This window comes from Simplicispira sp. 125, assembly GCF_003096555.1.
In the GTDB taxonomy this organism is placed as follows: Bacteria; Pseudomonadota; Gammaproteobacteria; order Burkholderiales; family Burkholderiaceae_C; genus Simplicispira.
Genome location: NZ_QEKM01000001.1, coordinates 3,202,101 through 3,226,221 on the forward strand (window position 1 = coordinate 3,202,101; position 24,121 = coordinate 3,226,221).

The 24,121-nt window shown below is 63.7% G+C and carries 26 protein-coding genes; 16 read left to right on the forward strand and 10 right to left on the reverse strand.

Annotated elements, in window-relative coordinates:
- Nucleotides 1–84: 84 nt before the first annotated feature.
- From minC to minE, 3 genes are all read left to right on the forward strand, one after another.
- Nucleotides 85–852: a septum site-determining protein MinC gene (gene minC, locus C8D04_RS14940; RefSeq protein WP_116005566.1), complete on the forward strand. Its 768-nt coding sequence runs from the start codon at nucleotides 85–87 to the stop codon at nucleotides 850–852.
- Between the two features lie 205 nt (nucleotides 853–1,057).
- Nucleotides 1,058–1,873, forward strand: a complete 816-nt coding sequence (minD, locus tag C8D04_RS14950; RefSeq protein WP_116005567.1) for a septum site-determining protein MinD — start codon at nucleotides 1,058–1,060, stop codon at nucleotides 1,871–1,873.
- A gap of 3 nt (nucleotides 1,874–1,876) precedes the next feature.
- Nucleotides 1,877–2,143, forward strand: a complete 267-nt coding sequence (minE, locus tag C8D04_RS14955) for a cell division topological specificity factor MinE (RefSeq protein ID WP_116005568.1) — start codon at nucleotides 1,877–1,879, stop codon at nucleotides 2,141–2,143.
- Nucleotides 2,144–2,237: 94 nt separating this feature from the next.
- Here minE and C8D04_RS14960 read toward each other — a convergent pair whose 3' ends face one another.
- From C8D04_RS14960 to C8D04_RS14975, 4 genes are all read right to left on the reverse strand, one after another.
- The gene (locus C8D04_RS14960; protein WP_116005569.1) at nucleotides 2,238–2,828 is read right to left on the reverse strand and encodes an MOSC domain-containing protein; all 591 of its coding nucleotides are present in this window, start codon (nucleotides 2,826–2,828) and stop codon (nucleotides 2,238–2,240) included.
- Nucleotides 2,829–2,835: 7 nt separating this feature from the next.
- The gene (locus C8D04_RS14965) at nucleotides 2,836–3,291 is read right to left on the reverse strand and encodes an SH3 domain-containing protein (protein WP_116005570.1); all 456 of its coding nucleotides are present in this window, start codon (nucleotides 3,289–3,291) and stop codon (nucleotides 2,836–2,838) included.
- Between the two features lie 111 nt (nucleotides 3,292–3,402).
- Nucleotides 3,403–4,050 (reverse strand): response regulator, encoded by a 648-nt coding sequence (locus C8D04_RS14970; protein ID WP_116005571.1) that lies wholly within the window; start codon nucleotides 4,048–4,050, stop codon nucleotides 3,403–3,405.
- Complete coding sequence (locus C8D04_RS14975) at nucleotides 4,047–6,077, reverse strand: ATP-binding protein (protein ID WP_158550318.1); 2,031 nt, start codon at nucleotides 6,075–6,077, stop codon at nucleotides 4,047–4,049. The genes C8D04_RS14970 and C8D04_RS14975 overlap by 4 nt, the downstream gene beginning before the upstream one ends.
- 205 nt (nucleotides 6,078–6,282) lie before the next feature.
- Between C8D04_RS14975 and C8D04_RS14980 the strand changes: the two genes are divergently transcribed.
- The 4 genes from C8D04_RS14980 to C8D04_RS14995 all read left to right on the forward strand — a co-directional run bounded on the left by C8D04_RS14980 (nucleotide 6,283) and on the right by C8D04_RS14995 (nucleotide 10,280).
- Nucleotides 6,283–7,314, forward strand: coding sequence for a DctP family TRAP transporter solute-binding subunit (locus tag C8D04_RS14980; RefSeq protein ID WP_116005573.1), 1,032 nt, complete (start codon nucleotides 6,283–6,285; stop codon nucleotides 7,312–7,314).
- 113 nt (nucleotides 7,315–7,427) lie between these two features.
- Complete coding sequence (locus C8D04_RS14985; RefSeq protein ID WP_116005574.1) at nucleotides 7,428–8,411, forward strand: TRAP transporter substrate-binding protein; 984 nt, start codon at nucleotides 7,428–7,430, stop codon at nucleotides 8,409–8,411.
- Between the two features lie 61 nt (nucleotides 8,412–8,472).
- Nucleotides 8,473–9,000, forward strand: a complete 528-nt coding sequence (locus C8D04_RS14990) for a TRAP transporter small permease (RefSeq protein WP_116005575.1) — start codon at nucleotides 8,473–8,475, stop codon at nucleotides 8,998–9,000.
- Nucleotides 8,997–10,280, forward strand: a complete 1,284-nt coding sequence (locus C8D04_RS14995) for a TRAP transporter large permease subunit (RefSeq protein WP_116005576.1) — start codon at nucleotides 8,997–8,999, stop codon at nucleotides 10,278–10,280. Before C8D04_RS14990 ends, C8D04_RS14995 begins: the two co-directional genes overlap by 4 nt.
- A 33-nt stretch (nucleotides 10,281–10,313) precedes the next feature.
- Here the strand turns inward: C8D04_RS14995 and C8D04_RS15000 are convergent, their stop codons facing one another.
- Nucleotides 10,314–10,757, reverse strand: a complete 444-nt coding sequence (locus C8D04_RS15000) for a flavin reductase family protein (RefSeq protein WP_116005577.1) — start codon at nucleotides 10,755–10,757, stop codon at nucleotides 10,314–10,316.
- 156 nt (nucleotides 10,758–10,913) lie between these two features.
- On the opposite strand from C8D04_RS15000, the gene C8D04_RS15005 reads away from it, so the two are divergent.
- The 4 genes from C8D04_RS15005 to C8D04_RS15020 all read left to right on the forward strand — a co-directional run bounded on the left by C8D04_RS15005 (nucleotide 10,914) and on the right by C8D04_RS15020 (nucleotide 15,292).
- Nucleotides 10,914–11,855 carry a M14 family zinc carboxypeptidase gene (locus C8D04_RS15005; protein WP_233521189.1) on the forward strand — a complete coding sequence of 314 codons (942 nt, stop codon included), beginning with the start codon at nucleotides 10,914–10,916 and terminating at the stop codon, nucleotides 11,853–11,855.
- A gap of 180 nt (nucleotides 11,856–12,035) precedes the next feature.
- Entirely contained in the window at nucleotides 12,036–13,238 is a 1,203-nt protein-coding gene (locus tag C8D04_RS15010; protein WP_116005579.1) for an ABC transporter substrate-binding protein, read from the forward strand.
- A 446-nt stretch (nucleotides 13,239–13,684) separates the two neighbouring features.
- On the forward strand, nucleotides 13,685–14,599 hold the full coding sequence (locus tag C8D04_RS15015; RefSeq protein ID WP_116005580.1) for a LysR family transcriptional regulator ArgP: 915 nt from the start codon (nucleotides 13,685–13,687) through the stop codon (nucleotides 14,597–14,599).
- A 78-nt stretch (nucleotides 14,600–14,677) separates the two neighbouring features.
- Nucleotides 14,678–15,292, forward strand: coding sequence for a TetR/AcrR family transcriptional regulator (locus C8D04_RS15020; protein WP_116005581.1), 615 nt, complete (start codon nucleotides 14,678–14,680; stop codon nucleotides 15,290–15,292).
- 52 nt (nucleotides 15,293–15,344) lie between these two features.
- On the opposite strand, the gene C8D04_RS15025 is transcribed toward C8D04_RS15020, so the two are convergent.
- From C8D04_RS15025 to C8D04_RS15045, 5 genes are all read right to left on the reverse strand, one after another.
- A complete protein-coding gene (locus C8D04_RS15025) occupies nucleotides 15,345–16,283 on the reverse strand; it encodes a fasciclin domain-containing protein (protein ID WP_116005582.1) in 939 nt (312 codons plus the stop codon).
- A gap of 59 nt (nucleotides 16,284–16,342) precedes the next feature.
- Nucleotides 16,343–16,798 carry a fasciclin domain-containing protein gene (locus tag C8D04_RS15030; protein WP_116005583.1) on the reverse strand — a complete coding sequence of 152 codons (456 nt, stop codon included), beginning with the start codon at nucleotides 16,796–16,798 and terminating at the stop codon, nucleotides 16,343–16,345.
- Nucleotides 16,799–16,965: 167 nt separating this feature from the next.
- On the reverse strand, nucleotides 16,966–17,388 hold the full coding sequence (locus tag C8D04_RS15035) for a universal stress protein (protein ID WP_116005584.1): 423 nt from the start codon (nucleotides 17,386–17,388) through the stop codon (nucleotides 16,966–16,968).
- Nucleotides 17,389–17,445: 57 nt separating this feature from the next.
- The gene (locus C8D04_RS15040; protein ID WP_116005585.1) at nucleotides 17,446–18,291 is read right to left on the reverse strand and encodes a metallophosphoesterase; all 846 of its coding nucleotides are present in this window, start codon (nucleotides 18,289–18,291) and stop codon (nucleotides 17,446–17,448) included.
- Between the two features lie 25 nt (nucleotides 18,292–18,316).
- Nucleotides 18,317–19,306 (reverse strand): hypothetical protein, encoded by a 990-nt coding sequence (locus tag C8D04_RS15045; protein WP_116005586.1) that lies wholly within the window; start codon nucleotides 19,304–19,306, stop codon nucleotides 18,317–18,319.
- Nucleotides 19,307–19,562: 256 nt separating this feature from the next.
- On the opposite strand from C8D04_RS15045, the gene C8D04_RS15050 reads away from it, so the two are divergent.
- The 5 genes from C8D04_RS15050 to C8D04_RS15070 are packed head-to-tail and all read left to right on the forward strand — an operon-like array spanning nucleotide 19,563 to nucleotide 24,080.
- Nucleotides 19,563–20,108, forward strand: a complete 546-nt coding sequence (locus C8D04_RS15050) for an iron transporter (RefSeq protein ID WP_116005587.1) — start codon at nucleotides 19,563–19,565, stop codon at nucleotides 20,106–20,108.
- Between the two features lie 2 nt (nucleotides 20,109–20,110).
- Nucleotides 20,111–21,511 (forward strand): carbohydrate porin, encoded by a 1,401-nt coding sequence (locus tag C8D04_RS15055; RefSeq protein WP_116005588.1) that lies wholly within the window; start codon nucleotides 20,111–20,113, stop codon nucleotides 21,509–21,511.
- On the forward strand, nucleotides 21,511–21,849 hold the full coding sequence (locus C8D04_RS15060) for a cupredoxin domain-containing protein (RefSeq protein WP_116005589.1): 339 nt from the start codon (nucleotides 21,511–21,513) through the stop codon (nucleotides 21,847–21,849). The genes C8D04_RS15055 and C8D04_RS15060 overlap by 1 nt, the downstream gene beginning before the upstream one ends.
- Before the next feature lie 15 nt (nucleotides 21,850–21,864).
- Nucleotides 21,865–22,683, forward strand: a complete 819-nt coding sequence (locus C8D04_RS15065; protein WP_116005590.1) for an FTR1 family protein — start codon at nucleotides 21,865–21,867, stop codon at nucleotides 22,681–22,683.
- Nucleotides 22,680–24,080 (forward strand): 4Fe-4S binding protein, encoded by a 1,401-nt coding sequence (locus tag C8D04_RS15070; protein ID WP_116006213.1) that lies wholly within the window; start codon nucleotides 22,680–22,682, stop codon nucleotides 24,078–24,080. Before C8D04_RS15065 ends, C8D04_RS15070 begins: the two co-directional genes overlap by 4 nt.
- The last annotated feature ends 41 nt before the right edge of the window (nucleotides 24,081–24,121 follow it).

The following is a 24,121-nucleotide window of genomic DNA, read 5'->3' on the forward strand; positions in this document are numbered from 1 at the left end:
ACAGTACACTTTGCGCTTTTGGCCCGGCCACCGGCGCGCCCGCCTGGCGCTCCGGGGCGTGGCATTTATCCCCGCAATCCATTCATGGCCCTTACGACGGCGGCGCAGTCCCGCTCCAGCTTTGATCTTAAAAGCGCTTCGCTGCCCGTGGTAGCTGTGGTGCTCAAGACGACCGATGCCGCGCAGTTCGCGGCCGATCTGGCCGAGCGCGTGGCCGATGCCCCGGGTTTTTTTGACAATGACCCGGTGCTGATCGACCTGGCTCCGGTGCGCGAGGCCGACGCCGCCATCGACTTTGCCTGCATCGTGTCCGCGCTGCGCCGCCACAGCACCCTGCCCGTGGCCGTGCGCGGCGGCAACCCTGCCCAGATGGACGCCGCGCGCGCCGCAGGCTTGACCGCAGCGCCCGATGCACCGCCCGCCCGCGCTGAGGCCCCTGCTGCCCCTGTACAGGAAGTGGTGCGCGAGGTCATTCGCGAGGTTGAGGTGGAAGTGGTGCGCGAAGTGCCCATGCCCGGCCCCGGCACTGTGGTGGTGGACAAACCCCTGCGCTCGGGCCAGCAGGTCTATGCGCGCGGCGCCGATCTGGTGGTGCTGGCCATGGTGAGCTTTGGCGCCGAGGTGATTGCCGATGGCAACATCCATGTCTATGCTCCTCTGCGCGGCCGTGCCATCGCCGGTGCACGTGGCAACACCGAAGCCCGTATTTTTTCGACCTGCCTGGAGCCGCAGCTCGTCTCCATCGCGGGCATCTACCGCACCACCGAGACTGAGTTGCCCGCCGACGTGCGCGGCAAGCCGGCCCAGGTGCGGCTCGACGGCGAGAAGCTCCTCATCGAAGCGCTCCAGTGAGACACCCCCCTATGTCGCTTCGCTCCTTCCCCCCGCTCTCGCAGCGCTACGCGCTGCGGGCAGGGGGACGCAGCCAGCGCGGCGGGGCGGCCCTTGCGCGGCTGCCCTGGCATGGACCGCGGCCATGCCGAGCGTCATTGCGCTGCATGCGCACCCTGATCACTGATATTTCATCCAACAGCAACCCCTCGAGAGACCTCTACACATGGCAAAAATCGTCGTCGTGACCTCCGGCAAGGGTGGCGTGGGCAAGACCACCACCAGTGCTGCCTTTGCTTCCGGCCTCGCCCTGCGCGGCCACAAGACCGCCGTGATCGACTTTGACGTCGGTCTGCGCAACCTCGACCTCATCATGGGGTGTGAACGCCGCGTGGTGTATGACCTCATCAACGTCATCCAGGGCGAAGCCAACCTGAACCAGGCGCTGATCAAGGACAAGAACTGCGACAACCTGTTCGTGCTGGCCGCCAGCCAGACGCGCGACAAGGACGCGCTCACGATCGAGGGCGTGGGCAAGGTGCTCAAGGACCTGGCCGCGATGGACTTTGAGTACATCGTTTGCGACTCGCCCGCCGGCATCGAGAGCGGCGCGCTCATGGCCATGCACTTTGCCGATGAGGCGCTGCTGGTGACCAACCCCGAGGTGTCCTCGGTGCGTGACTCGGACCGCATTCTGGGCATGCTGGGCAGCAAGACCATGCGCGCCATCGAGGGGAGCGAGCCCATCAAGGAGCACCTGCTCATCACCCGCTACAACCCCGGCCGCGTGCAGGAGGGACAAATGCTGAGCCTGGAGGACATCCAGGACATCCTGCGCATCAAGCTCATCGGCGTCATCCCCGAATCCGAGGTGGTGCTGCAGGCCTCCAACCAGGGCCTGCCCGCCATCCATCTGCAGGGCACGGACGTCTCCGAAGCCTACAAGGATGTGATCGACCGCTTCCTGGGCGAAGACAAGCCCCTGCGCTTTATCGACGCCGAAAAGCCCGGCTTCTTCAAACGCCTGTTCGGGAGCAAATAAGCCATGGCGTCTTTCCTCTCCTTCCTGCTGGGCGAAAAGAAAAAAACAGCCAGCGTTGCCAAGGAACGTCTGCAGATCATCCTGGCGCACGAGCGCAGCGGCCGCAATGCTGCCGAGCCCGACTACCTGCCGGCGCTGCAGCGCGAGCTGGTGGCGGTGATCAGCAAGTACGTCAAAATCAATCCCGACGACCTCAAGGTGAGCCTGGAGCGCCAGGACAACCTCGAAGTGCTCGAAGTGAAGATCGAGCTGCCCGAGGCGGCGCGCTGATATTTTTGAAAACAGAGGTCAAATTGGCCTCTGACGCTTATGAGATAAGCGCTAGCAGCTATCAATTTTATATAGAAGACGCTGCAGCGGCGCCTCAGCGCGCGTGTTTGGCCCACTTGCCGGCCAGCGCCTGCGCAATGCTCAAGCTCCGCTGGCCCGGTTGCAGCCAGCCACTTTGCCCGGCGGCCAGGGTTCCCGGCTGCTCGGCCGCCAGGTAGTAGCCACAGTTTCCCGTTTGTGCCATGGTGCGGCCCGCCTGGGCAAAGCCCATCACTACAGTGAACTTGTAGCAAGGTTCACGGGGCGCGGTGATGCGCAGCACACAGTCAGGAAAGTGCAGCCGGTCGCCCACATACACCTCGTGCTCCAGCAGGCCTTCGACCGTGAGGTTCTCGCCCATAAAGCCCCAAGGCAGGTCTTCGTCAAACAGGCTGACACCACGCTCGCGCCGCTGTGCCTGCCAGAAAGCATAGTGCGCGGCAGGATAGGCGTAGACGGCCTTGTCCAGGCCGCCGTGCACGCTCAGGTCGGCCTGCTCGTCGCCATCGAGCCCGAGGCGGCCCACACGCACCGCGCCTGCCACGGCGTGCTTGCCAATGGCCGAGAGCACGCTGCGCTCGCCCGCACGCAAACGCTGGCAGCCACCCACGTTCACGCTGAGCAGCCGCAGACCAGGTGTTGCCATGGGCGGTTTACCAGCCCCACAACAGGCGGCGCGCCACCCAGCCGCGCGGGCCGCCGTCTTGCTGCACCTTCACCCAATCGCTGCGCCGCTCCAGGGTGCGCAGCACTTCGCCCCGGGTGGCCTTGCCAACGATGGGCGAGCGGGTGCTCGGGCTGCGGCGCAGGTTGACGACCTTGCCCTTGACCACATGGTGCGCTTTCTTGCCCACCATCGGGCGAAAGATCCAGCCCGTATCGTTCTCGAAATCGCGCACGTGCAACCACTGGCCCTTGCGGCGGGTGACCTCCAGCGGGTAGCCCTTGGACAGCACCCACAGCGCTTCGTGCTGGGTGCCCGCACCGGCACGCAGATTCACCTCGGCCCGCGCTACGCTCACCATCTCGCGTGCCTGCGCGCCGGTGGCGGCGGTCAAACAAAGCGCCAGGGAGATCAAAAAACGGGGAAGGTGGTGCAAGCGAGACATGAGGCTCCAGTTCAAAAACGGGCGTGGCCCGGGGTGTAGGAGCTTCCGGATTGTTCCAGCCTGGGCTGGAATGTCAAAAAGGGCCTGTTTCCCGCAGTCCAGCACATGGTTTTACGGGCTGTCCGTGCCGCCGGGTGCGGGCACTGCCTGCAGGCGGCCCAGTTGGTGTGCCAGTTCAATGGCCGAATGCACGCCCAGCTTGGCGAAGATGTTGGCGCGGTGGAACTCCACCGTGCGCTGGGTGATGCCCAGATGGTCGGCGATGGTCTTGTTGTAGTGGCCGCACAGCAGCTCGTCGAGCACCTCGCGCTCGCGCTGGCTCAGGCTGACCAGGGCGCCGCGCAGGCGCTGCGCTTCGCCCTGGGCCTGCTGCTGCGCGCTGGCGGCGGCCAGGGCCTGTTCCACGCGGTCGACCAGCAAATTGTCCTGAAAGGGCTTTTCGAGAAAATCCCAGGCACCGTTCTTCACGGCGGCCACCGCCATGCCCACGTCGCCATGCCCGGTGAGAAACAGCACCGGCCACGGACAGCCCAGCTGCGTGAGCTTTTCAAACGTGTTCAAGCCCGAGAGCGGCTCCATGCGGATGTCCATCAACACCACGGCATGCCCCCAGTCGTCCTGGCGCACCGCGGCGGCCTTGAGGAAGGCGGGGCCGCCGTCCCAGGCGGCCGTGCGGTAGCCGCGCGAGTCGAACAGCCAGGCCAGGCCGTCGCGCACGTCCGGGTCGTCGTCAACGATGTGGATGGCAACGCGGTTCATGGGGTCTCCTGCAATGAGGGGCTGGTGGGTGCGCCGTCCAGCGGCAGCCAGACGGTAAAGCGGGCGCCGCCCAGGTCGGCGTCACGCGCCACCTCGATACGGCCATGGTGCGCCTCGACGATGGAGCGGCAAATGGCCAGGCCCATGCCCATGCCGCCGTCCTGGGTGCTGAAAAAGGCATTGAAGATGTGCTCGTGGTCTTCCTCGCTCACGCCGGGGCCGCTGTCGGCCACACACAACTGCGCCATGCGGGGTTCGGTGGCCGCCTGCACCCAGACGCGCACCTGTCCGGGCTGGTGGGCTCCCCGGGCAGCCCAGCCCAGGGCGTTGGCAACCAGGTTGGTCACCACATGCTCCAGCAACAGGCCGTCGGCCTGCACCCACACCGCGCCCCGGGGGGACAGCGCCTGCAGGGCCACACTGGGCGGGGGCGTCTGCGTGGCCACGCAGCGGCGTACAAAACCGGTCAGATCAAAGCGCTGGTACGACAGCTCGCGCTGGCGTGCAAAGGCATTCACGCGCTGGATGATGCCCCCGGCCTTGTCCGAGAGGCGGGCCATGCGGGCCACCACGGGCGCCACATCGTCCAGGGCAATGCTGCGGTCGCGCAACCGGTTGAGCAGGCCGTTGGCAAAGCTGCTCAGCGCGCCCAGGGGCTGGTTGAGCTCGTGCGCCAGGGTCGAAGCCACCTCGCCGATGGCGACCAGGCGGCCTGAGGCCTCCAGCTTTGCCTGTTGCAGCGCGGCCAGCCGCTGGGCGCGCTTGCGCTCGCTGATGTCGAGCACCGAACTCATCCAGCCGACCTGTTCGCCCCGTGCGGTGGTCAGCGGCGATTCGTGGATCAGCACATCCACCAGATGGCCGTCCCGGTGCTGGAACTGCACCTCCAGGCCTTCGTCACGGGTGCCCTGGGCGATCACATCGCGGTGCAGCACGCCCAGCTCTCCGGCCTGGTGTGCGGGCCAGTAGGGCATGGGCGCTGACTGGCCCACCAACTCAGTGGCGCTGTAGCCCACCATGCGGCAAAACGCCTCGTTCACATACAGCACCTTGCCATTGCGCGCCCAGGCACGCAGGCCAATGGTGACGGAGTTTTCCATGGCCGTGCGCAGTACCACCTGCGCCTGCAACAGCGCCTGCACATGCTGGCGCTTGCCAATGTCGCGCCGCAGGGCGAGCAGGCTGACCAGCATGCCCAGCAAAAACAGCAGCGCAACCAGCAAAAAAATTCGCGGTACCGTCGCGGGCTGGGTGTCCAGCGGGGCTACTTCCACAAAAAGGTCGGTGCCCGGCAGGTTCATCGGCGCCAGGTAGGTGCTGGGGCCATCCGGTTCGGCGGCGGAGGCGTCGGCGCCATCCGTCACCAGCCGCACGCGGTGGCTCTGGTGGAACCAGGGGGGCACCAGCCCTTGCACGCAGGCATCCATGGCCAGTGCGGCCACATAGTTGCCCACAAAAAGGCCACGCTCAAAAAATGGCACGGTCAGCCAGACGGTGTCGGTCTGCGTACCATCGGCCTGGCGCATGGGCCCGGCGTAGGCGGACCGGCGCAGGCCTGCGGCAATGTCGAGCATGCTCGACAGTGCCTCGGCATTGGCCGGGTGGGCCTGGCTTTCGGCGCGCCAGCGGGCGGGCAGGCCTTCGGGCCCTGCAGCCTGCCAGCCGTGCCAGAGGATGGCGCCCGGCGCATTCCACAGCAGTCCGCCCTGCATGGTGGGCTGCACGTGCGGGGCGCGGGGAAGGGGTATCACGGCCTGGCGCGCCAGCACCAGCAAGTCTTCTTCGAGGCGGTTGAAATGAAAGCGCACGCTTTGCTCCAGCCACTGGCCATCGGCCACGCGCCGCCGTTCTTCTTCCTCGTTCTCGAAGGCATTGAGGTACAGCACCAAAGCCACCACCGATGCCACCACCAGTAGCAAAAAACCCAGCATCCACCAAAGCGCACGGCGGTTGCGTGGGGCCTGGCCGGGCAGCGTCTGCTGCAGCAGGGCAAAGTCCAGGGGTTGTGGATCGGGCAAGGGTTGCATCGGAGTGGGGTTGGCGCGCGTTAGGAGGCTGTCGGACTTGGAAATCGTCGGCTGCAAATTGACCTCAGCGGTCCATTTTTCACCGTCTTTTTGCCCCATAGCCGGGCTATGGGGCTGCAAATCCGGCAAAAACTGTCCTCGCTGGGGCCAATTTTCGCTATCGACGCTCCAAGTCCGACGGCCTCCTAGCCGTAGCATAGCGACCATGGGAACGATCGACACACAGGCTCCAGGCTTCAAACGCCGCAGCATGCTGCACGGGCTGGCAGCTGCGGCGGGCTCGGCTGCCGGGCTGGCACGCGCCGCGCCTGCGGGGCTGACGATCCGACTCTCACACGTGGTGGCCGAGGAAACGCCCAAGGGCCTGGCGGCGAATCGGTTCCAGGCACTGGTGGAGGAACGCTCGGGCGGGCGCATCGCGGTGGTGGTCTATCCCGATGCGCGCCTGTATGGTGACCATGACGAAATGCAGGCCCTGCAACTGGGCGCCGTGGAGATGCTGGCGCCTTCGCTGTCCAAGTTCGGGCGCATCGGCTTCCCTGAGTTCGAGCTGTTTGACCTGCCCTACCTTTTTCCGGATCTGGCCAATGTGCGGCGCATTACCCAGGGCGCCCTGGGGCAGCGCATGCTCGACCGGCTGGCACGCCAGCGGCTGGTGGGGCTGGGCTTCATGGACAACGGGTTCAAGCACATGAGTGCCAACCGTCCCTTGCTGGAGCCAGCCCATTTTGTGGGCCTGCGCATGCGCATCCAGGCCTCGCGCGTGATTGCGGCGCAAATGCGCGCCCTGGGCGCACGGCCGGTCACGCTGGCCTTCAGCGAAACGCGCCGGGCCCTGGCTGCGGGCGTGGTCGATGGCACGGAAAACCCGATCTCCAATTTCTGGACCCAGTCCATGCACGAGGTGCAGACCGACCTGAGCCTGACGCAGCACGCCTACCTGGGCTACGCCTTCGTCGCCAACCAGCGTTTCTGGGAGTCCATGTCCGTGCCCGACCGCACCTTGGTCAGTGAGGCGCTGCGCGAGGCACTGCACTTTGGCAACCAGATTGCGGACACCCAGAACGACAAGGCCCTGTCCGCCCTGCGCGAGGCGGGGGGCACGCGCATCCATGTGCCCACATCGGCGCAAATGGCCCTGATGCGCAAGGCCGTAGAGCCGGTGCATGTGGGGCTGGCGCGGCGCATCGGCGCGGCATGGCTGGACGATGCACGCAAGGCCATCGATGGCGGTTGATTCAGGGTATTCCCTGATGTCTGAACTGTTGAAGCCCACAGTTGCCTCGGCCGGTGAGTATTTGTATCGTTCAGCCAGTCCCGTTCTGGACCCTTTCAACTTTGGAGACACCCATGAAATTCACTTTGAAGCTTCTGGCCGCCAGCACGCTGCTGGCCTTTGGTCTGGGCGCGCAGGCCGCCCCCATCGTCATCAAGTACAGCCACGTGGTGGCCGATGTGACGCCCAAGGGCAAGGCTGCGCTCAAATTCAAGGAACTGGCGGAGAAGGCGCTTCCCGGCAAGGTCGAGGTGCAGGTGTTCCCCAACAGCCAGCTGTTCGGCGACGGCAAGGAAATGGAAGCTCTGCTGCTGGGCGACGTGCAGATCATTGCGCCATCGCTGGCCAAGTTCGGCAAATACACCAAGCAGGTACAGATTTTTGACCTGCCTTTCCTGTTCGATGACATCCAGGCCGTGGACCGCTTCCAGGCCAGCCCCGAGGGCCAGAGCATGCTCTCGTCCATGTCCAAGAAGGGCATCATGGGCTTTGGTTACCTGCACAACGGCATGAAGCAGCTTTCGGCCAACACCAAGCTGCTCAAACCCGAAGACGCCAAGGGCCTGAAGTTCCGCATCCAGGCGTCTGACGTGCTCGAAGCCCAGTTCAAGGCCGTGGGCGCCAACCCGCAGAAGATTTCGTTCTCCGAGGTGTACCAGGCCCTGCAAACGGGTGTGGTCGATGGCACCGAGAACCCCTGGTCCAACACCTACAGCAAGAAGTTCCACGAAGTGCAAAAGTACATCATGGACACCGACCACGGCGTGCTCGACTACATGGTCATCACCAACGCCAAGTGGTGGGCTGGTCTGCCGCCCGATGTGCAAAAGGGCTTGAAGGCTGCGATGGATGAATCCATTGCCTATGGCAACAAGGCCGCCTTCCAGGAAGCCCTGTCGTTCCGCGACAAGGTGATTGCCGACAAGAAGGCCGAGGTCGTGCCCATGACCAAGGAGCAAAAAGCAGCATGGCGCGCCGCCATGAAGCCCGTATGGAAGAAGTTTGAAGGTGAAATCGGCAAGAACCTGATTGACGCGGCATTGCGCGCCAACCAGTAAGCCGGAGCACACCTGAGCCCATGGCCCCGGCACGACCGGGGCTTTTTTTGGAGCAATTCTGATGAAAATCCTCAATAGCCTTGAAGAGTGGATCATCTCCCTCATGCTGCTGGCCATGACGGGCCTGACGTTCCTGCAGGTGGTGATGCGCTATGTGTTCAACAGCGGATTCACCTGGGCGCTGGAACTGACCACAGTGTTTTTCGCCATCATGATCTTTGTGGGCGTCTCCTACGGGGTGCGCGTGGGTTCGCACATCGGGGTGGACGCGCTGGTCAAGCTGCTCTCGCCGGCCAAGCGCAAGTTTTTTGGCGTGCTCGCGGTGGTGCTGAGCTTGGTTTATGTGGGCTTTGTGCTGGTGGGCTCGATGGAGTACGTGCTCAAGATGAAGGACGTGGGCATCGAACTGGAAGACATGTCCATCGAGCGTTGGCAGATATTGGCGGTGATGCCTTTGGGCATGGCCTTGACCGGGTTTCGTTTTTTGCAAATCTTCTATGACCTGATCACCGGCCGCGCCGATTCTTTGCGCCTGGCCGACGAAGCCGCAGAAGCCATGGGCCTCAAGGCCACGGAGGACAACGAATGAACACGCTCGTACTTTTTGCGCTGCTCTTTTTCTGCATGGCGATTGGCATGCCCATCGCCATCAGCCTGGGGCTCTCCAGCATCATCACCATTGTTTTCTTCTCGCAGGATTCGCTGGCCAGCCTGACGATCAAGATGTTCGAGACCAGCGAGCACTACACGCTGATGTCGATCCCCTTCTTCGTACTCGCCGGGGTGCTGATGTCCACCGGTGGCGTGGCCAAGCGCATGGTGAATTTCGCCATCGCTGCGGTGGGGCATTTGCGCGGCGGTCTGGCGATTGCTTCGGTGCTGGCCTGCATGCTGTTTGCGGCCGTGTCGGGCTCCAGTCCGGCCACCGTGGTGGCCATTGGCTCGATCGTGATTGCCGGCATGGTGAAAAACGGCTACCCCATGGAGTTCGGCGCGGGTGTCATCTGCAACGCCGGCACGCTGGGTATCCTGATTCCGCCGTCCATCGTGATGGTGGTGTATGCCGCTGTGACCGAGGTGTCGGTGGGCCGCATGTTCATGGCGGGCGTCATTCCCGGCCTGGTGCTGGGCTTCATGCTGATGTTTGCCGTCTGGTGGCGCGCGGGCAAGCTCAAGGTCACGCCGCCTCCCAAGGCCAGCGTGGGCGAGGTGCTGCGTGCGCTGCGCGAGTCGATGTGGGGCCTGGCGCTGTTGGTCATCATCATGGGCGGTATCTACGGTGGTGTGTTCACGCCCACCGAGGCTGCCGCTGTGTCAGCGGTGTATGCGCTTTTCGTGGCGGTGTTCATCTACCGCGACCTGAAGGTCAAGGATCTGCCGCACGTCTTCCTGGAAGCGGGCCGCACCACGGTGATGCTGATGTTCATCGTGGCCAACGCCTTGTTGTTTGCCCACGTGCTGACCACCGAGCGTATCCCGCAGACCATTGCCGAGCACATCATGGCCGTGGGCATGGAGCCCTGGATGTTCCTGGCGGTGGTGAACGTGATTCTGCTGATTGCCGGCAACTTCATGGAGCCCACCGGCATCATCCTGATCCTGGCGCCCATTTTCTTCCCGATCGCCACGCAGCTGGGCATCGATCCCATCCACCTGGGCATCATCATGGTGGTGAACATGGAGATCGGCATGGTGACGCCGCCCGTGGGACTCAACCTGTTCGTCACCAGTGGAGTGACGGGCATGAACCTGGTGCAGGTGACGCGAGCCGCCTTGCCGTGGCTGACGGTGCTGCTGGTGTTCCTGGTGATGGTGACCTACATCCCGCAGATCAGCTTGTTCTTGCCTGACCTTGTCATGGGCCAGTAAACCCAACGGGGCCTTGGCCCCGTTTTTTTGGGGTCAGAGCGGATGCTCCGTATAAAAGCGCCCGCCGTGGTAAAGCAGCGGCGCGGCGCCCACGTGGTGGCTGCAGCGCTCGACCTCACCGACAAAGATCACATGGTCGCCTTCGTCGTAGCGGCTGCGGTTGAAGCACTCGAACGTTGCCACGGCGCCCTCCAACAGCGGCGCATGGTTCACCCCCGGCCGGTGCTTGACACCGGCCCACCGGTCGACCCCCCGTTGGGCAAAACGTTCGGCCAGTTCCTTCTGATCGGCGGCCAGCACATTGATGGCGTAGTGCGAGCCGGTGGCCAGCACCCCCATGGAGGCTGCGCTGCGCGACAGGCTCCACAGCACCAGCGGTGGCGTGAGAGAGACCGAGTTGAACGAACTTGCCGTCAGGCCCACCAGGTCGCCCGCGGCGCTGCGGGCCGTCACGATGGTCACACCTGTGGCAAACATTCCCAGGGCATCGCGGAACTCGCGTGCGGAAAAACTGGGGGGGAGAGGCTGGGAAGAACGGTGCACGTGAAGGGAAGAATGGGGCGGGCTATTATCGCCCCGGTGCCCAAACCCTGCTGCTGCGGGGAGATGCGCGCTGCTCCAGCGACCGTTCCCATGCCCACACCCCTGATTTCTGTTCTGAAGGCGCTGCTGTGCGTTGCCGCGGCGCTCATGCCCCTGTCACACCCCAGCGCTTCTGAGTGGCGCCGTCCTCCCTTGCAGGCCAGCCCGCAGCCGGGTGCCTGTGACCTGTTCTTGGCGCGTCTGCCCGGCGTGGCGCGCGCCCTGTGCCAGGACGCGCGACTGGTGCCCAGTGGCAGCGTATCGCGGCAAGGGCGGCCGCTGTACTGGCGTGATGTGTTGCCGCAAGGCGCCATGCCGGGCGCCACCGTTACGCCCTTGCGGGTGTTGGTGGTGGGGGCCATGCATGGGGATGAACTGACCTCGGCCTCGCTGGCGCTGCACTGGATTGGACTTGCCGAGAAGGCGCCACAGCCCGTGCACTGGCGCTTCATCCCGGTGCTCAACCCCGACGGCCTGCTGGCGCGCCGCCCCACCCGCGTGAATGCCCGGGGTGTGGACCTGAACCGCAACTTCAACACCCCGGGCTGGGAGCGCGATGCCCCGCACTACTGGGAACAACGCACCCGCAAAGATCCCCGGCGCTGGCCGGGGCCTGCGCCGCTGTCCGAGCCGGAGTCGCGTTTCCTGCACGAGCAGATGGCCCAGTTCCGCCCGCAATTGGTCGTCAGCATCCATGCCCCCTATGGCGTGCTCGATTTTGACGGCCCGCACGAGCCGCCCTTGCGTCTGGGGCACTTGCGCCTGGACCGGGTGGGTGTCTTCCCCGGATCACTAGGGCATTACGGCGGCGTGCAGCAGGGCATGCCCGTCGTCACCATCGAGCTCGACCATGCGCTGCGCATGCCGCGTGACGCCGAGGTGCGCTCCATGTGGCGCGATCTGCTGCGCTGGATGGACACCCGGCTGTTGAACGCCGGGCTGCCGGAAGCGGTAAAAAATAATGGCAAAAATGCCTCTGACGCTTATGAATAAAGCGCTAGCAGCTATGAAAAATGTAGTTTATGGGGCGCTCCGCAACCGTATGGCCCGCCCTCCCGGCCCACCACAGGCCTGACGAACGACTGACGGCACGCCCTGCGGCAGGGAAAGTGTGGGGCCGTGGCCCTTGCGGCAGGGGCTATGCTGCGCCCTTTCCTGGAAGGAGCACTCCCCATGAGACGGATACCCGCATGGCTGGCCATCGCTGCTGGCGCCTTGACTTTGGTCGCAACGCCGTTGTTGCACGCCCAGGAAGGCAACGTCGTACGGGTGGGCGTGATTGGCCCGTTCACCGGCCCGTCGTCCGACTTCGGCAAGCCCATGCTGCAAGGCATTGAATTGGCGGTGGAGGAGATCAATGCCGTAGGCGGCTACGTGGGGCGGCCCCTGCAACTGGTCATCAAGGACGACCGGGGCGACCCACAGACGGGTTTGACCGCTTCGCAAGAGTTGGCTGCACAGGGTGTCGTGGCCACCATTGGCTTTTGCAACACGGGGGTGGCGCAAAAATCCCTCGATGTGTTCCAGAACGCCAAGATTCCGCTCATCGTGCCCTGCGCCACCGGCACGCCGATCACGGCCAAGTTCCCGGCGCCCGAGAGCTACATCTTCCGCACCTCGGCACGCGACAGCATTCAGGCACCATTCGTTGTGGACGATATCGTCAAGCGCGGCTGGACTAAGGTGGCGATTTTTGCCGACACCACCGGCTATGGCGAAGCCGGGCTCAAGGACGTGGAGGCTGCGCTGCAGGCGCGCAAGCTCAAGGCAGTGCACGTGACGCGCTTCCCCCTGGGCGTGGCCGATCTGCGCGAAGAACTCAAGGCCGCGCGCGATGCGGGTGCCAATGTGATCTTCAGCTACACCGTGGGCCAGGAAAACGCTGTCATTGCCAATGGCCGCAAGGACCTGGGCTGGAAAGTGCCCCAGGTTGGGGCCTGGCCGCTGTCGTTCCCGTTCTTCATCGAGGGGGGCAAGGACGCGGCCGATGGCGCGCTGATGGCGCAGACCTTCATTGCCGAGCCCAGCAACGAGCGGCGCGCCGCCTTTTTGAGCGCTTTCACGCGCAAGAATGGCAAGCGCATGGCCGTGCCCATGGCGGCAGCCCAGGGCTATGACACCACCTACCTGTTGATCCATTCGCTGTTCGGTATCCGCAGCGGCAAGATCGACGGCCCCTCGATCAAGACCGCGCTGGAGAATATTCCGCGTGTGTATTACGGCGTGGTGGCCACCTACGAAAAGCCGTTCAGCCGCAACGACAAGGATGCCATCACCCAGAACATGCTGGTCATGGGCAAGGTGCAGGGCGGGGCCATCACTTTTGCCTACCCGGAAGACGCCAAGCGCAACCTGATCGTGCAGCGCAAACAATAAGAACGGCGATCCGCAGCCTGGTCCGGCTGCGGTAATGCCCTAGCGCATGCTGCGTGAGCAGCCCTGCAGTGGGCGGCCTCGGGGCGCATTGGCACGTGTTCCCACCCAGGGTGCGCAGAAACGGCGCACTGGACGAGCCGCAGGCCCCAACGATGGCGGCGCTGTCAAAATCTTAGTGTTTTAGGCCTCTGGCGCTTTGCTGTATTGCGCTGATAGCTATTGTATTGATAGCTATGCTGGCATGCGGCGGGCGCAGCACTTTCTGGCCGCAGAGGGGCTGTGCGCCGCGCTGGTGCCGACGTTCAGGCGCCGAAAGCGATGCCTTTCAGGGCGGACAGGGCACGCAAGATTGCATTCCAATAAAAGCAAAATTAAACTCTGCCTGAATACATCAGTGTGGCTAATATGGTTTGCCGCGTCCCATTCCTTCAAACGCCTCTTACACCATGAGTTCTTACGACCCTGCCGCTCTGGAATGCCTTGCCGCCATCATCGAGGAAGGGGGCTTCGAGCGTGCCGCCCAGCGCCTGAATGTCACGCAGTCCGCCGTCTCGCAGCGGCTGCGGGCGCTGGAGGCACAGGTAGGGTCGGTGCTGATCGTGCGCAGCAGGCCGCTGCGGCCCACGTCGGCGGGGCAGTTACTGCTCAAGCACACCAAGCAGATGCGCCTGCTGCGCGCCGACCTGGAGCGTGACCTGCAGGAACTGGCACCCAGTGCGCCGGGGGGCGGGCGGGAAGACGAGCGCATCTCCATTGCCATCAATGCCGACAGCATTGCCACCTGGGCGCTGGGCGCGCTGCAAGACCTGGTGCACCAGCGCCTGCCCCTGGAAATCATTGTGGACGACCAGGATTTCACCCAGGAATGGCTGCGCTCGGGCCAGGTGCTGGGCTGCGTCACCACGCTCAAGCAGGCCTTGCGCGGCTGCAAAATGGTGCCGCTGGGCGCCATGCGCTATGTGGCTGTGGCTTCGCCCGCGTTTGAGCAAAAGCACCTGCCCGGTGGCCTCACGGCGCACAACTTTCGCACGGTGCCCTACCTTTCGTTCAACCGCAAGGACGACATGGCGGTGGAATTTGTGTCCCGGGCTTTCGGCCTGAAGCGGGTGGCCCTGAACCACCTGTTTGTCCCCAGCTCCGAAGGACAGATGCATGCTGTTTCAGCCGGGTGGGCCGTGGGTGTACTGCCGGAACTGTTGGTGCGCGACAAACTGGCGGACGGCAGCCTGGTCAACATGGCCCCGGGACAGGTGCTGTTCATCCAGTTGTATTGGCACTGCTGGAATTTGGAGTCCGAGGTGCTCGACGCTCTGACCTTGGCCCTGACGGAAACGGCGGCGCAGTCGCTGGTTGCTTCATGAGAGTGAAAACCCTGAACGCCGTGGTTACGAAACAACTGCACCAACCATTTTTAAACTGTAATGCATAAGATGGCGGGTATGTCGACCCAGCCCACCAAAATTTCCTTCAAGGAGCAAATGCACCAGGCGCGCGAACGCGCCATTTTGCAGACCGCCTGCGACCTGCTGGGTGCCAAGTCGTTTGATGCCATGACTATGGACGATGTGGCCAATGGCGTGGGCATTGCCAAGGCCAGCCTGTACAAGCATTTCGGCAGCAAGGAAGACCTGTGCTGCGCCGCCATGGTGGAAGTGCTGCACCTGGTGCGCGCTTACCTGGCCACCCTCGACCCTGGCCTGCCCGTCGTGGAAAAACTGCGCGCAGTGGTGCGTTGGTCGCTTGAGCGCCTGCTGGCCCACGAAATGCCGCTGCTGCCCAGCAGCAACTCCACGCTGCGCAGTGTGCTCATGTCCAACAAAGAATATGCGGACGGTGTGATTCTGCTCAGCGACACTTTGGGTGAGTGGATCGTCCAGGCGCAGGCCGAGGGCGTCATTGAACCCACCCTGCCGCCGCTGGTGGTGCTCTACACCTTGTACGCGCGCGCCTGCGATCCGGTCGTGGGTTTTCTCAAGGAGAGCGGTCTGTACCAGGACGCAGAGATCATCGATTTGGTGCTGCGCACCTGTTTCGACGGATTGAACGCACGCTAAAAAAGCGCCCGCAGATGCGGGCGCCTTTGCTTTTATCGTCCGAGCTGCCTGCTCAGGCGGGCAGCAACACCCGATCCACCACGTGGATCACCCCGTTACTTGTGAATACATCGGTGGTAACGATGCCGGTGACGCGCTGCTTTTGGTCGGTGATCTTCAGACTGGCATCGACCATGAAGGTCTGGCCCTGCACCGTGGCAATGGCGGAGCCCACTGGCACCTCGGCTTTGAGCACACGGGAACCCACCACGTGGTAGGTCAGCACCTTCGTCAGCAACGCCTTGTCGGCCAGCAGAGCGTCCTTGCCCACGCCCAGCTCGCCCAGCAGCGCTGCGAAAGCTGCGTTGGTGGGGGCAAAAACGGTGAACGGCCCTGCACTCTGCAAAGTTTCCACCAGACCCGCCGCCACCACTGCCTCAACGAGGATGCTGAAGTCGGGCAAAGACTGCGCTGTCGCCACAATATCCTTGTTGGCAGGCAGCAGCACGCGGTCCACCAGATGCACAACGCCGTTGCTGGCCTGGATGTCGGTGGCGGTGATGTTGCCGACGCGGTTGCGCCCATCGGTGATCTTCAGACCCCCCAACGACTCGATTTTGAAGAATCCGCCGGCCAAAGGACTGATGGCCTTGCCCACGGGCACATTGGCAAGTGGCACATTGCTGCCCAGCACGTGGTACGTCAGCACGGCCGTCAACAAGGCTTTGTCGGCCAATAGGGCTTCTTTGGTCACACCCAGTTCGGCGAGCAGCGCTGCGAAAGCCGCATTGGTCGGTGCAAAAACCGTGAGTTTCTCCGTGCTCAGTGTGGGGGCCAGACCGGCAGCGACCACGGCTTCGACGAGGATGCTGAGGTCGGGCGTGTTTTGCGCCACCTCGACGATATTGCGCTGCGGCTCGTCATCGCCGCCGCCACAGGCTTGCAGCAAGGTGGTGCTGGCGCCCACAGCGGCAGCGATCAGGACGGAACGGCGGTTGAACACGGTGTTCATGGCGGATTCTCCTTGGGGGGTTATGAAGGGTGCAATCACTGAACGCTATGTGGCCCGGTTCATTGGGGCATCAGCACGGTGTCGATCGCATGGATCACACCGTTGCTTGCGGCAACGTCGGTGGCGACCACCTTGGACTGGTCCACCATCACGCCCATGTTGGTAGAAACCGTCAGCTCCTGTCCCTCGACGGTCTTGACCTTGCCAGCCTTCACGTCCTTGGCCATGACTTTGCCGGGTACGACGTGGTACGTCAGGACCTTGGTCAGTGCAGCCTTGTCGGCCAACAGACCGTCGAGCGTGGCCTTGGGGATCTTTGCGAACGCTTCATCGGTGGGGGCAAATACCGTGAACGGGCCCGGTCCCTTGAGCGTATCCACCAGGCCAGCCGCTTGAACTGCAGCCACCAAGGTGTTGAAGTTGCCTGCCTTTACGGCGGTGTCAACGATGTCTTGCGCCATGGTGGTGAACGTGGCGCCGGCAGTCAGAGCCAATGCAATCAAAGTCTTCTTCATGGGTCGTTCCTCTGGTGTGGGATGGAAACAGAACGCCAGGATGGGCGTTCGCGAAATGTATAACCAATCAGTAATAAAGTAAACCTATAGGTTATGTGAAAACTATCCGGTAATTTTCGGGCGCAAAAAAACCCTGCCGAGGCAGGGCTGGACGGGAGTGAAAGGGTTCAGCGCACGATGAGCACCGGCACCTTGCTGTTGGCCAGCACCTGTGTGGTGACTGAGCCCATGACCAGCGTGGCCAAGGCGCCGTGGCCGTGCGAGCCCATCACCAGCAGGTCAAATTTGCCTGTGTCGGCGACCTTGCCGATGGTTTCACCCACCGCTCCCACCTTCAGAATGCGCTTGGGCGCCACACCATGGCGCTCCAGAAATTTGCAGACCGGGCCCATCACCTTGTCGCCTTCGTCGGCGTAATACTGGTCCACCACCTCTTTGCCAACAGCCGCGCGCGCGCGCGGCGGTAACGCTGCCTGGACGGTGATCACGGTGTAGCTGTGGTTCGAACCCAGAAAGTCATCATGGGTGGCCAGATAGGCCAGCATTTTCTTTGTGTAAGCGCTGCCATCGACAGCCAGCAAGATGTTCATGCGATGCTCCAGGAAGTACGTTGGACGGGAATCTGGGAAGCTCCCAGGCCTCGCCCATCATACGGCCAGGCAACACTGTGGCTGGAAGAAGGACTGTTCGTTCTTGCGTGCGTAACCCAGGGGATTGGCCACCACGCGGCATTGCCAGGGCGTGCCGTCGTCTCGCAGGCCCTGGGCGGTGTAGTCGCTGGGCGCGTGCAGGTGACCGTGCAGCCACAGCCGGGCATGTGGCAAAAGATCGTCGTAGGCATTGCAAAACCCGGCCGTGCCAGCGGCCATGCCATAGCGCGGGTCCGCGCTGCGCAGGCTCGGAGCAAAGTGCGTGACGGCTACCGTGGGGCCGTCAAACGCCTGCGCCAGCGTGGCGGACAGCCACTCGTGGCACTCCAGCGCCTGGGCGCGCACCGTTTCGGCCAGCCAGGGCAAGCCGTTGCGCGTGCAGCCCGTTTTGGAGAGGTAAAAATCGGCTGCGCGGTAAGCCTTCTGGCGCATGCGCAAGCGCTCTGCCAGGTCGCTGCAGCCCTTGTGGTCAGCGATGGAATCGAAGTTGCTCCACAAGGTGGTGCCCACAAAACGCACCCCGTCGAGCACCAGGGTCTCGCGTTCCAGCCACAGCAGGCCCAAGGTGTCGCAGGTACGGCGCAGGCGTGCGTGGGCCGCGTCGAAGTCCTGCATGTCGTACTCATGGTTGCCTGGCACAAAAACCACGGGGGTGGGCCAAGCCCCCCATTGGGGCAGGGGTGAGAAGCGCTCCAGGCCAAAGTGCGCTCCTTCGAGTAACGAGCCGTCCTGGTAGGAGCCAATGTCGCCCGCCAGCACCAGTACATCGGCATTGGACACAGGTTCTGGCCTGAACTGCGGGTGGGCCTCCAGGTGGAGGTCAGACAAAAGCTGGATCTGCATGCAAGACGCGCGCAATGGCCTTCGATCAAGGCCGGCCTGTGGCCGCAAGGCCGTCCAGCGCATCCACCAAGGCCCTGAATTCCGCGCTGCTGAGTGAGAGGCTGCGCTCATGCCCGGATTTCGCGGTGATCTGGAAGGGCCAGGTCGTGCGTTCTCCCGGGCGATACGCCGCAGCGGCCTGGCGCACGGTGGCCAGGTCCAGGTCAAAGGCCACGGTTTCCGTGTGGGTGCACTTGCGCTCAAAAAGGTCACGCAAGTTACAAATGCTGTTCTGGCTCAGGCCCTGGAGCGTGGCGGTGTGGCTGCCACTGGCGCCAGGGTAGGTCGCCTTGGCCAGATGGCGAAAGCTGAAGTCGATGTAGGTGTCCGTCAGCACCACCTGCACCAAGGGCTGGTGGGACTTCGGGTCGATGCTGGCTCGCAGGTATTCGGTGCTCGGGTAATCCTTGCTTTCGGGCACATGGGCCGGCGCCGTGCTGAAACTGGTGGCGCGGCCAGACGCATCCACCTCGGTGGCCATCTTCCCCCGGTAAAAGTCGGGCACATGCCGGTAGGCCACGGCATCAAAGCTGTCCTTGTTGGCCAGCGACTTGAAAAGGTAGTCCCCATGTTTCCAGGACGTGCCTTTTTGCAGCAAGTTGTAGCTGTGGGGCTCTCCATTGGCAAAGAAGGTGAAGTAACTGCTCTTGGCTGCCGGGGCGCCCGGCTCGGTGACCAGCGTGGCGGTAGTGCCCCGGCACAGGTTTGCGCGGTCGCTCTCTGGGCGCGGTAGCAAGGGGATTTCTGCCGTGCAGACGCCTTGGGCATCGGTGGTGCACGACCAGGCGCTTTCGATCTTCTTGCCCCCAAAGAAGGAGCCATCGTCCGATTTGCAGGTGCCGCTGACCGTGACAGAGGCAAAAGGCACATCCTTTGACTGCAGCAGCACGAAGTGGGCCTCGCCCCGGGAGGGGCTGGCCGCGAAGACGGGGGAGGCCAAGGCGGCGGCCAGGGACAGGGTCAGGGCTTTATTCATGGACAGCGGCGAAGACGTGGAGGAGCAAGGGCGTGCGTGCCTGGGAATCGTACCCCGGCACCATGGCGAAATCGCCAAGGGCCTACGGCGGGTGGGGTGAGGGGCGGTGTTCTTGCGGATGCGATGGGCGGTGCCAATAGTTGATCTTGCGCAAAAACAGCCAAAAACACGTATTTATAATGCGACTCCTTCTCATTTGCATTGATAGTTTTGTGCGGCTTACGGCCGCCACCAGACTCCCAGAAAGGATTTCCGCATGCTGCTTCGCTCCCTGGTTCTCACTGGCGCTCTTGCCCTCAGTCTGCCCGCACTGGCGCTGGAATACCCCATCGGCGCACCCCAAAACGTGGCTGGCATGGAGGTCGCCGCCGTCTACCTGCAGCCCGTGGAAATGGAGCCGGACGGACACATGCGCAAAGCGTCGGAATCGGACATTCACCTCGAGGCCGACATCCATGCGCTGGGCAGCAACGTCAATGGCTACGCTGAAGGCGCCTGGATTCCGTACCTGCTGGTCAAGTACGAAGTGACGAAGCAAGGGTCGGGCGAGGTCATCCGCGGAGACATGATGCCCATGGTGGCCAGCGACGGCCCGCACTATGGCGACAACGTCAAGCTGGCAGGCCCGGGCAAGTACCACGTCAAATTCACCGTGTACCCGCCCAACGCCAAGGAAAACGCCATGGGCATGCATTACGGGCGCCACACCGACCGCGCCACAGGTGTGCGCCCCTGGTTCAAGGCCGTCGAGCTGGAATGGGATTTCACCTACGCAGGCATCGGCAAGAAGGGCGGGTACTGAACATGCGACCCGCTTTGCCCGCCCGTACGGCGCTGGCCGTTGCCCTGTGCCTGGGTATTGCACCTTTGAGCGCGATGGCCGCGGACAACGACGCACTCATGGCGCAGATCAAGGCGCTGGTCGAGCGCGTCGAACGCCTCGAGGCGCAAAACACGCAATTGCGCAGCGCATTGGAGAGCGACCGCATCAGCGAGAACGAGCCTGAACTCGCAACGCGCCTCAAGGCCGTTGAGGCACAGCAACAGGCCCTGCAAGCTCCCGCTAAAAAACTGGACGCATTCGATGGCATCAGCGTCGAGGGCAGTCTGACCGGGGCAGTGCAACAGGCGGGACGTGGCGCGCTGGCCGATCCTGCAACGGGCCGCAGCCGCAGCAACTACCGGGGTGATGTGGCGGTCACCTTGCCGGGTGGAGAGTTTGGCAAGAACAAAGGCACGGTCTACGTGCACGCCCGCTTTGGCCAAGGCGATGGTTTGGCGCTGCGACCCACCTACACCGGAACCGCCAACAGCACAGCCTTTGGTGGCAACGACCCAGACGACACCCAGTTCACCGTCGCGCAAGCCTGGTACCAACTGGAAGTGCCGTTCACCGAGCACAACGTGCTGCGCAAGGCCACATTCACCGTCGGCAAGATCGACCCGTTTGTGTTTTTTGACCAGAACAGCATTGCCGATGATGAAACGCGCCGCTTTGCCAACAACGTATTTGTGCACAACCCATTGCTCGATTCTGGTGGCGATGTGGGGGCAGACCGCTTTGGTTTCGCGCCGGGAGCGATCGCCGCTTATGAAGACACCAGCGACAAGGCGATGCCCTGGGGGGTGTCCGTCGGTGCGTTTGGCGCGGGCAGTGGTGCCTCGTTCAGCGGCAGCAACGGCAAGCCGCTTGTCATCGCACAGGCTTGGGTTTCGCCGCGCATCAATGCCTTGCCTGGCACCTACCGGGCCTATGCCTGGAGCAATGCGCGCGCCACCAATTTCGACGACAGCGAGGCCCGCCATGGTGGCCTGGGTGTGTCTATTGACCAGCGCGTGACCGACTCTCTCACGCTGTTTGGCCGCTACGGGCATCAAACTTCAGGCAATGTGCGTTTTGACCGTGTGTTGACGCTGGGGGGTGAACTCGACGGGTCATCCTGGGGGCGGGGCGCCGACGGCTTGGGCCTGGCGCTGGGCATGCTGCGCACCAGTGGACGCTACGCCGTGGCCTCGGCGGCCGACACTGCGTCCTATGGCCATGCCGCGCAGGGGTCGGAGCGCATTGGAGAGCTGTACTACCGCATTCACCTCAATGGCCATGTCGAGATCACGCCCAGCCTGCAGTACATTGCGCGCCCGGCGGCCAACCCGGACGGCAAAGGCATCGCATTGGTGGGTGTGCGGGCAAGGGTGGGCTTTTGATGTCGCTGAATCTGCGCCTTCTTCTTTCTGCCGCGGGGCTGCTCTTGGCAGCGGGCAGTGCCTGGGCGCAGGAGCTGCCCACCTTTGCGCTGGAAATGAAAAATGGGCGGTTCCATCCCGAGGAAATCGTGGTTCCAGCGCAGACGCGCTTCAAGCTCGTGCTGCACAACGCGGGCACGGACGCCGAAGAGTTTGAAAGCCTGGAATTGAAGAAAGAGAAGGTGCTAGCGCCCGGCGCCAAAAGCTTCCTGGTGTTTGCCCCGCTCAAGCCCGGAAGCTACCGTTTCTTTGGTGAGTTCCATCCCGATACGGCCCAGGGCCGCATCGTTGCCCGCTGAACAGGACGGCCTTGCATGCTCTTGAATGCCTTCGTCATCGTCTGGCGTGAAAGCCTCGAAGCCATGCTGGTCATTGGTATTCTGGCCGCCTGGGCCGAAGGACGCGGTGGCCGCGTGCGTATCGGCCTCTGGGGCGGTGTGGTCGCGGGAGTGGTCTTGGCACTGGCGCTGGCCGCCGTGATGCAGGGTGCATTGGGCAGCCTTTCGGACGAGGGCCAGGAGATCTTCCAGACATCGCTGATTCTGTTTGCCGCTGTGCTGATGACGCACATGGTGCTGTGGATGCGGCGCCATGCACGTGGCCTTCGCCGTGCGATGGAAGGCGCACTGGATCGCGCGGCCGAACAACGGGGCGCCTGGGGCATTGCTGCCGTTGCCGCTGTCGCCGTGGCGCGCGAAGGCGCCGAGACCGTCATCTTCCTGCAGGGCATGGCATCGGGAGCGGGCTGGAGTGCTTTGCTGCCTTCAGCATCGGCAGGGTTTCTGCTGGCCGCCTTCACCGCGTGGGCTGCCGCCCGGGGTCTGCGTCTGCTGCCGCAGTACCAGGTACTGCGCGTCAGCGCCTGTTTGTTGCTTTTGTTTGCCGCAGGCATGCTGGTGCTGGGCACCGATCGGTTGGTGGGCATGGAATGGATTCCACCGGGCCCCGATCCACTCTGGGATACCAGTACCTGGCTGGATGACGGCGGCGGTTTGGGAAAGTGGCTGGCCGACCTGTTTGGCTACCGTGCACGGCCTGCGGCAGCCAACGTGGTTGTCTTCTTCGGTTTTTGGGTGGTCATGGCCGCGCAGCACGGGTGGTCCAGGCGCTCAGCTTTACGGCCCTGCGCATGAGTACGCACACGCTGCACTTCATACCGCCCCGTCCCCAGCCGCGCACGCGGCTGGCTCGGCTGGGCGATGGGATGGCGCGCCACAAGGGCCGTATTGCGCTCGTGCAATGGTCCATCGTGGTGCTGTACTTCGTGCTCGTGGCGGTACCGGCATTTCTGCCCATGCCACCCGAAGACGCACGCATGTTGGACCACTTGACGCGCTTTGCGCAGTTCGCGTTCTGGGGTATCTGGTGGCCGTTCGTTATCGCATCCATGCTGCTGGTAGGGCGATTCTGGTGTGGGGTGATGTGCCCCGAGGGTGCCTTGAGTGAGTTTGCCGGGCGGCCCGGACGCGGTCGCGCCATTCCGCGCTGGATGCGCTGGCCTGGCTGGCCCCTGGTGGGATTTTTGGGCACCACGCTGTATGGGCAGCTCATCAGCGTGTACGAGTACCCCGGTCCGGTGCTGGTGATTCTTGGAGGGTCCACGGTGGCTGCGATTGCGGTGGGCATCGTTTATGGCCGGGGCAAGCGTGTATGGTGCCGCTACCTGTGTCCTGTGACGGGAGTGTTTGCCTTGCTGGCACGCCTGGCGCCACTGCACTTCAAGGTCGATCGCGCCGCATGGGACCTGCGGCCGACCAATACCCCGGCGGTGGATTGCCCGCCGTTGCTCAACGTAGGTGCGCTTGCCAGCGCTTCGCAATGCCATGCCTGCGGTCGTTGCAGCGGCCACCGCGATGCCGTGGCCTTGCAATGGCGCTGGCCCGGCAGCGAAATCGTGGCCAGCCAGCCGGGCGACGTGGGGCGCTATGAGGCGCTGCTGCTGTTCTACGGCATGCTGGGTTTTGCGCTGGGGGCGTTTCAGTGGACCATGGCGCCGGGCTTTGTGCGTGCCAAACAATGGGCCGCCACTTGGCTGGTGGAGCGCGATATTTTCTGGCCGCTTTCCGACAATGCACCCTGGTGGGTGCTGACGCACTACCCGCAGGCGTCCGACGTCTTCACCTGGCTCGATGGCGCAGGCATCGTGGTCTGGCTCACAGCCAGTGCGGTGCTGGTAGGCGGCTGTGCCCACCTGGCCGTTGCCGCGGCAGCGCACCTGGCGCGGCTGGATTGGAAAGTGCTGTCGCTGGGCCTGGTGCCCATGGCTGCGGCCAATCTCTTTCTGGGCCTGTCCATGCTTACGCTGACGCAGCTGCGCAGTGAGGGCATTGTGTTCGGGTGGTTGCCCCAGGCGCGGCTGACACTGCTTGCGTTGGCTTGGCTGGCCTGCCTGGCCCTGAGCGTGGGTCAACTGCGGCGTGCAGCGGTGCCGGGTGGACGTGCGGCGATTGCCGCCACGTTGCTGTCAGCAGCAGCCGCGGTGCCCGCGCTGCTGTGGGTGCGTGCGCTCGATCTGGCCAGCACGTTCTGACGCACACAAAAAAGCCACCCGCAGGTGGCTTGGTGTACTAC

What these genes read in the sequence shown, in the direction of transcription:
- minD (WP_116005567.1), top strand. Translation starts at nt 1,058, where the DNA reads ATGGCAAAAATCGTCGTCGTGACCTCCGGCAAGGGTGGCGTGGGCAAG.
- C8D04_RS14995 (WP_116005576.1), top strand. Translation starts at nt 8,997, where the DNA reads ATGAACACGCTCGTACTTTTTGCGCTGCTCTTTTTCTGCATGGCGATT.
- C8D04_RS15065 (WP_116005590.1), top strand. Translation starts at nt 21,865, where the DNA reads ATGCTCTTGAATGCCTTCGTCATCGTCTGGCGTGAAAGCCTCGAAGCC.
- C8D04_RS14975 (WP_158550318.1), bottom strand. Translation starts at nt 6,077, where the DNA reads ATGCAACCCTTGCCCGATCCACAACCCCTGGACTTTGCCCTGCTGCAG.
- C8D04_RS15035 (WP_116005584.1), bottom strand. Translation starts at nt 17,388, where the DNA reads ATGAACATCTTGCTGGCTGTCGATGGCAGCGCTTACACAAAGAAAATG.
- C8D04_RS15070 (WP_116006213.1), top strand. Translation starts at nt 22,680, where the DNA reads ATGAGTACGCACACGCTGCACTTCATACCGCCCCGTCCCCAGCCGCGC.
- C8D04_RS15025 (WP_116005582.1), bottom strand. Translation starts at nt 16,283, where the DNA reads ATGAACACCGTGTTCAACCGCCGTTCCGTCCTGATCGCTGCCGCTGTG.
- C8D04_RS15015 (WP_116005580.1), top strand. Translation starts at nt 13,685, where the DNA reads ATGAGTTCTTACGACCCTGCCGCTCTGGAATGCCTTGCCGCCATCATC.
- C8D04_RS15000 (WP_116005577.1), bottom strand. Translation starts at nt 10,757, where the DNA reads ATGTTTGCCACAGGTGTGACCATCGTGACGGCCCGCAGCGCCGCGGGC.
- C8D04_RS14985 (WP_116005574.1), top strand. Translation starts at nt 7,428, where the DNA reads ATGAAATTCACTTTGAAGCTTCTGGCCGCCAGCACGCTGCTGGCCTTT.
- C8D04_RS15020 (WP_116005581.1), top strand. Translation starts at nt 14,678, where the DNA reads ATGTCGACCCAGCCCACCAAAATTTCCTTCAAGGAGCAAATGCACCAG.
- C8D04_RS14970 (WP_116005571.1), bottom strand. Translation starts at nt 4,050, where the DNA reads ATGAACCGCGTTGCCATCCACATCGTTGACGACGACCCGGACGTGCGC.
- C8D04_RS15030 (WP_116005583.1), bottom strand. Translation starts at nt 16,798, where the DNA reads ATGAAGAAGACTTTGATTGCATTGGCTCTGACTGCCGGCGCCACGTTC.
- C8D04_RS14990 (WP_116005575.1), top strand. Translation starts at nt 8,473, where the DNA reads ATGAAAATCCTCAATAGCCTTGAAGAGTGGATCATCTCCCTCATGCTG.
- C8D04_RS14965 (WP_116005570.1), bottom strand. Translation starts at nt 3,291, where the DNA reads ATGTCTCGCTTGCACCACCTTCCCCGTTTTTTGATCTCCCTGGCGCTT.
- C8D04_RS14960 (WP_116005569.1), bottom strand. Translation starts at nt 2,828, where the DNA reads ATGGCAACACCTGGTCTGCGGCTGCTCAGCGTGAACGTGGGTGGCTGC.
- C8D04_RS15045 (WP_116005586.1), bottom strand. Translation starts at nt 19,306, where the DNA reads ATGAATAAAGCCCTGACCCTGTCCCTGGCCGCCGCCTTGGCCTCCCCC.
- C8D04_RS14980 (WP_116005573.1), top strand. Translation starts at nt 6,283, where the DNA reads ATGGGAACGATCGACACACAGGCTCCAGGCTTCAAACGCCGCAGCATG.
- C8D04_RS15060 (WP_116005589.1), top strand. Translation starts at nt 21,511, where the DNA reads ATGTCGCTGAATCTGCGCCTTCTTCTTTCTGCCGCGGGGCTGCTCTTG.
- C8D04_RS15050 (WP_116005587.1), top strand. Translation starts at nt 19,563, where the DNA reads ATGCTGCTTCGCTCCCTGGTTCTCACTGGCGCTCTTGCCCTCAGTCTG.
- C8D04_RS15055 (WP_116005588.1), top strand. Translation starts at nt 20,111, where the DNA reads ATGCGACCCGCTTTGCCCGCCCGTACGGCGCTGGCCGTTGCCCTGTGC.
- minE (WP_116005568.1), top strand. Translation starts at nt 1,877, where the DNA reads ATGGCGTCTTTCCTCTCCTTCCTGCTGGGCGAAAAGAAAAAAACAGCC.
- C8D04_RS15010 (WP_116005579.1), top strand. Translation starts at nt 12,036, where the DNA reads ATGAGACGGATACCCGCATGGCTGGCCATCGCTGCTGGCGCCTTGACT.
- C8D04_RS15005 (WP_233521189.1), top strand. Translation starts at nt 10,914, where the DNA reads ATGCCCACACCCCTGATTTCTGTTCTGAAGGCGCTGCTGTGCGTTGCC.
- minC (WP_116005566.1), top strand. Translation starts at nt 85, where the DNA reads ATGGCCCTTACGACGGCGGCGCAGTCCCGCTCCAGCTTTGATCTTAAA.
- C8D04_RS15040 (WP_116005585.1), bottom strand. Translation starts at nt 18,291, where the DNA reads ATGCAGATCCAGCTTTTGTCTGACCTCCACCTGGAGGCCCACCCGCAG.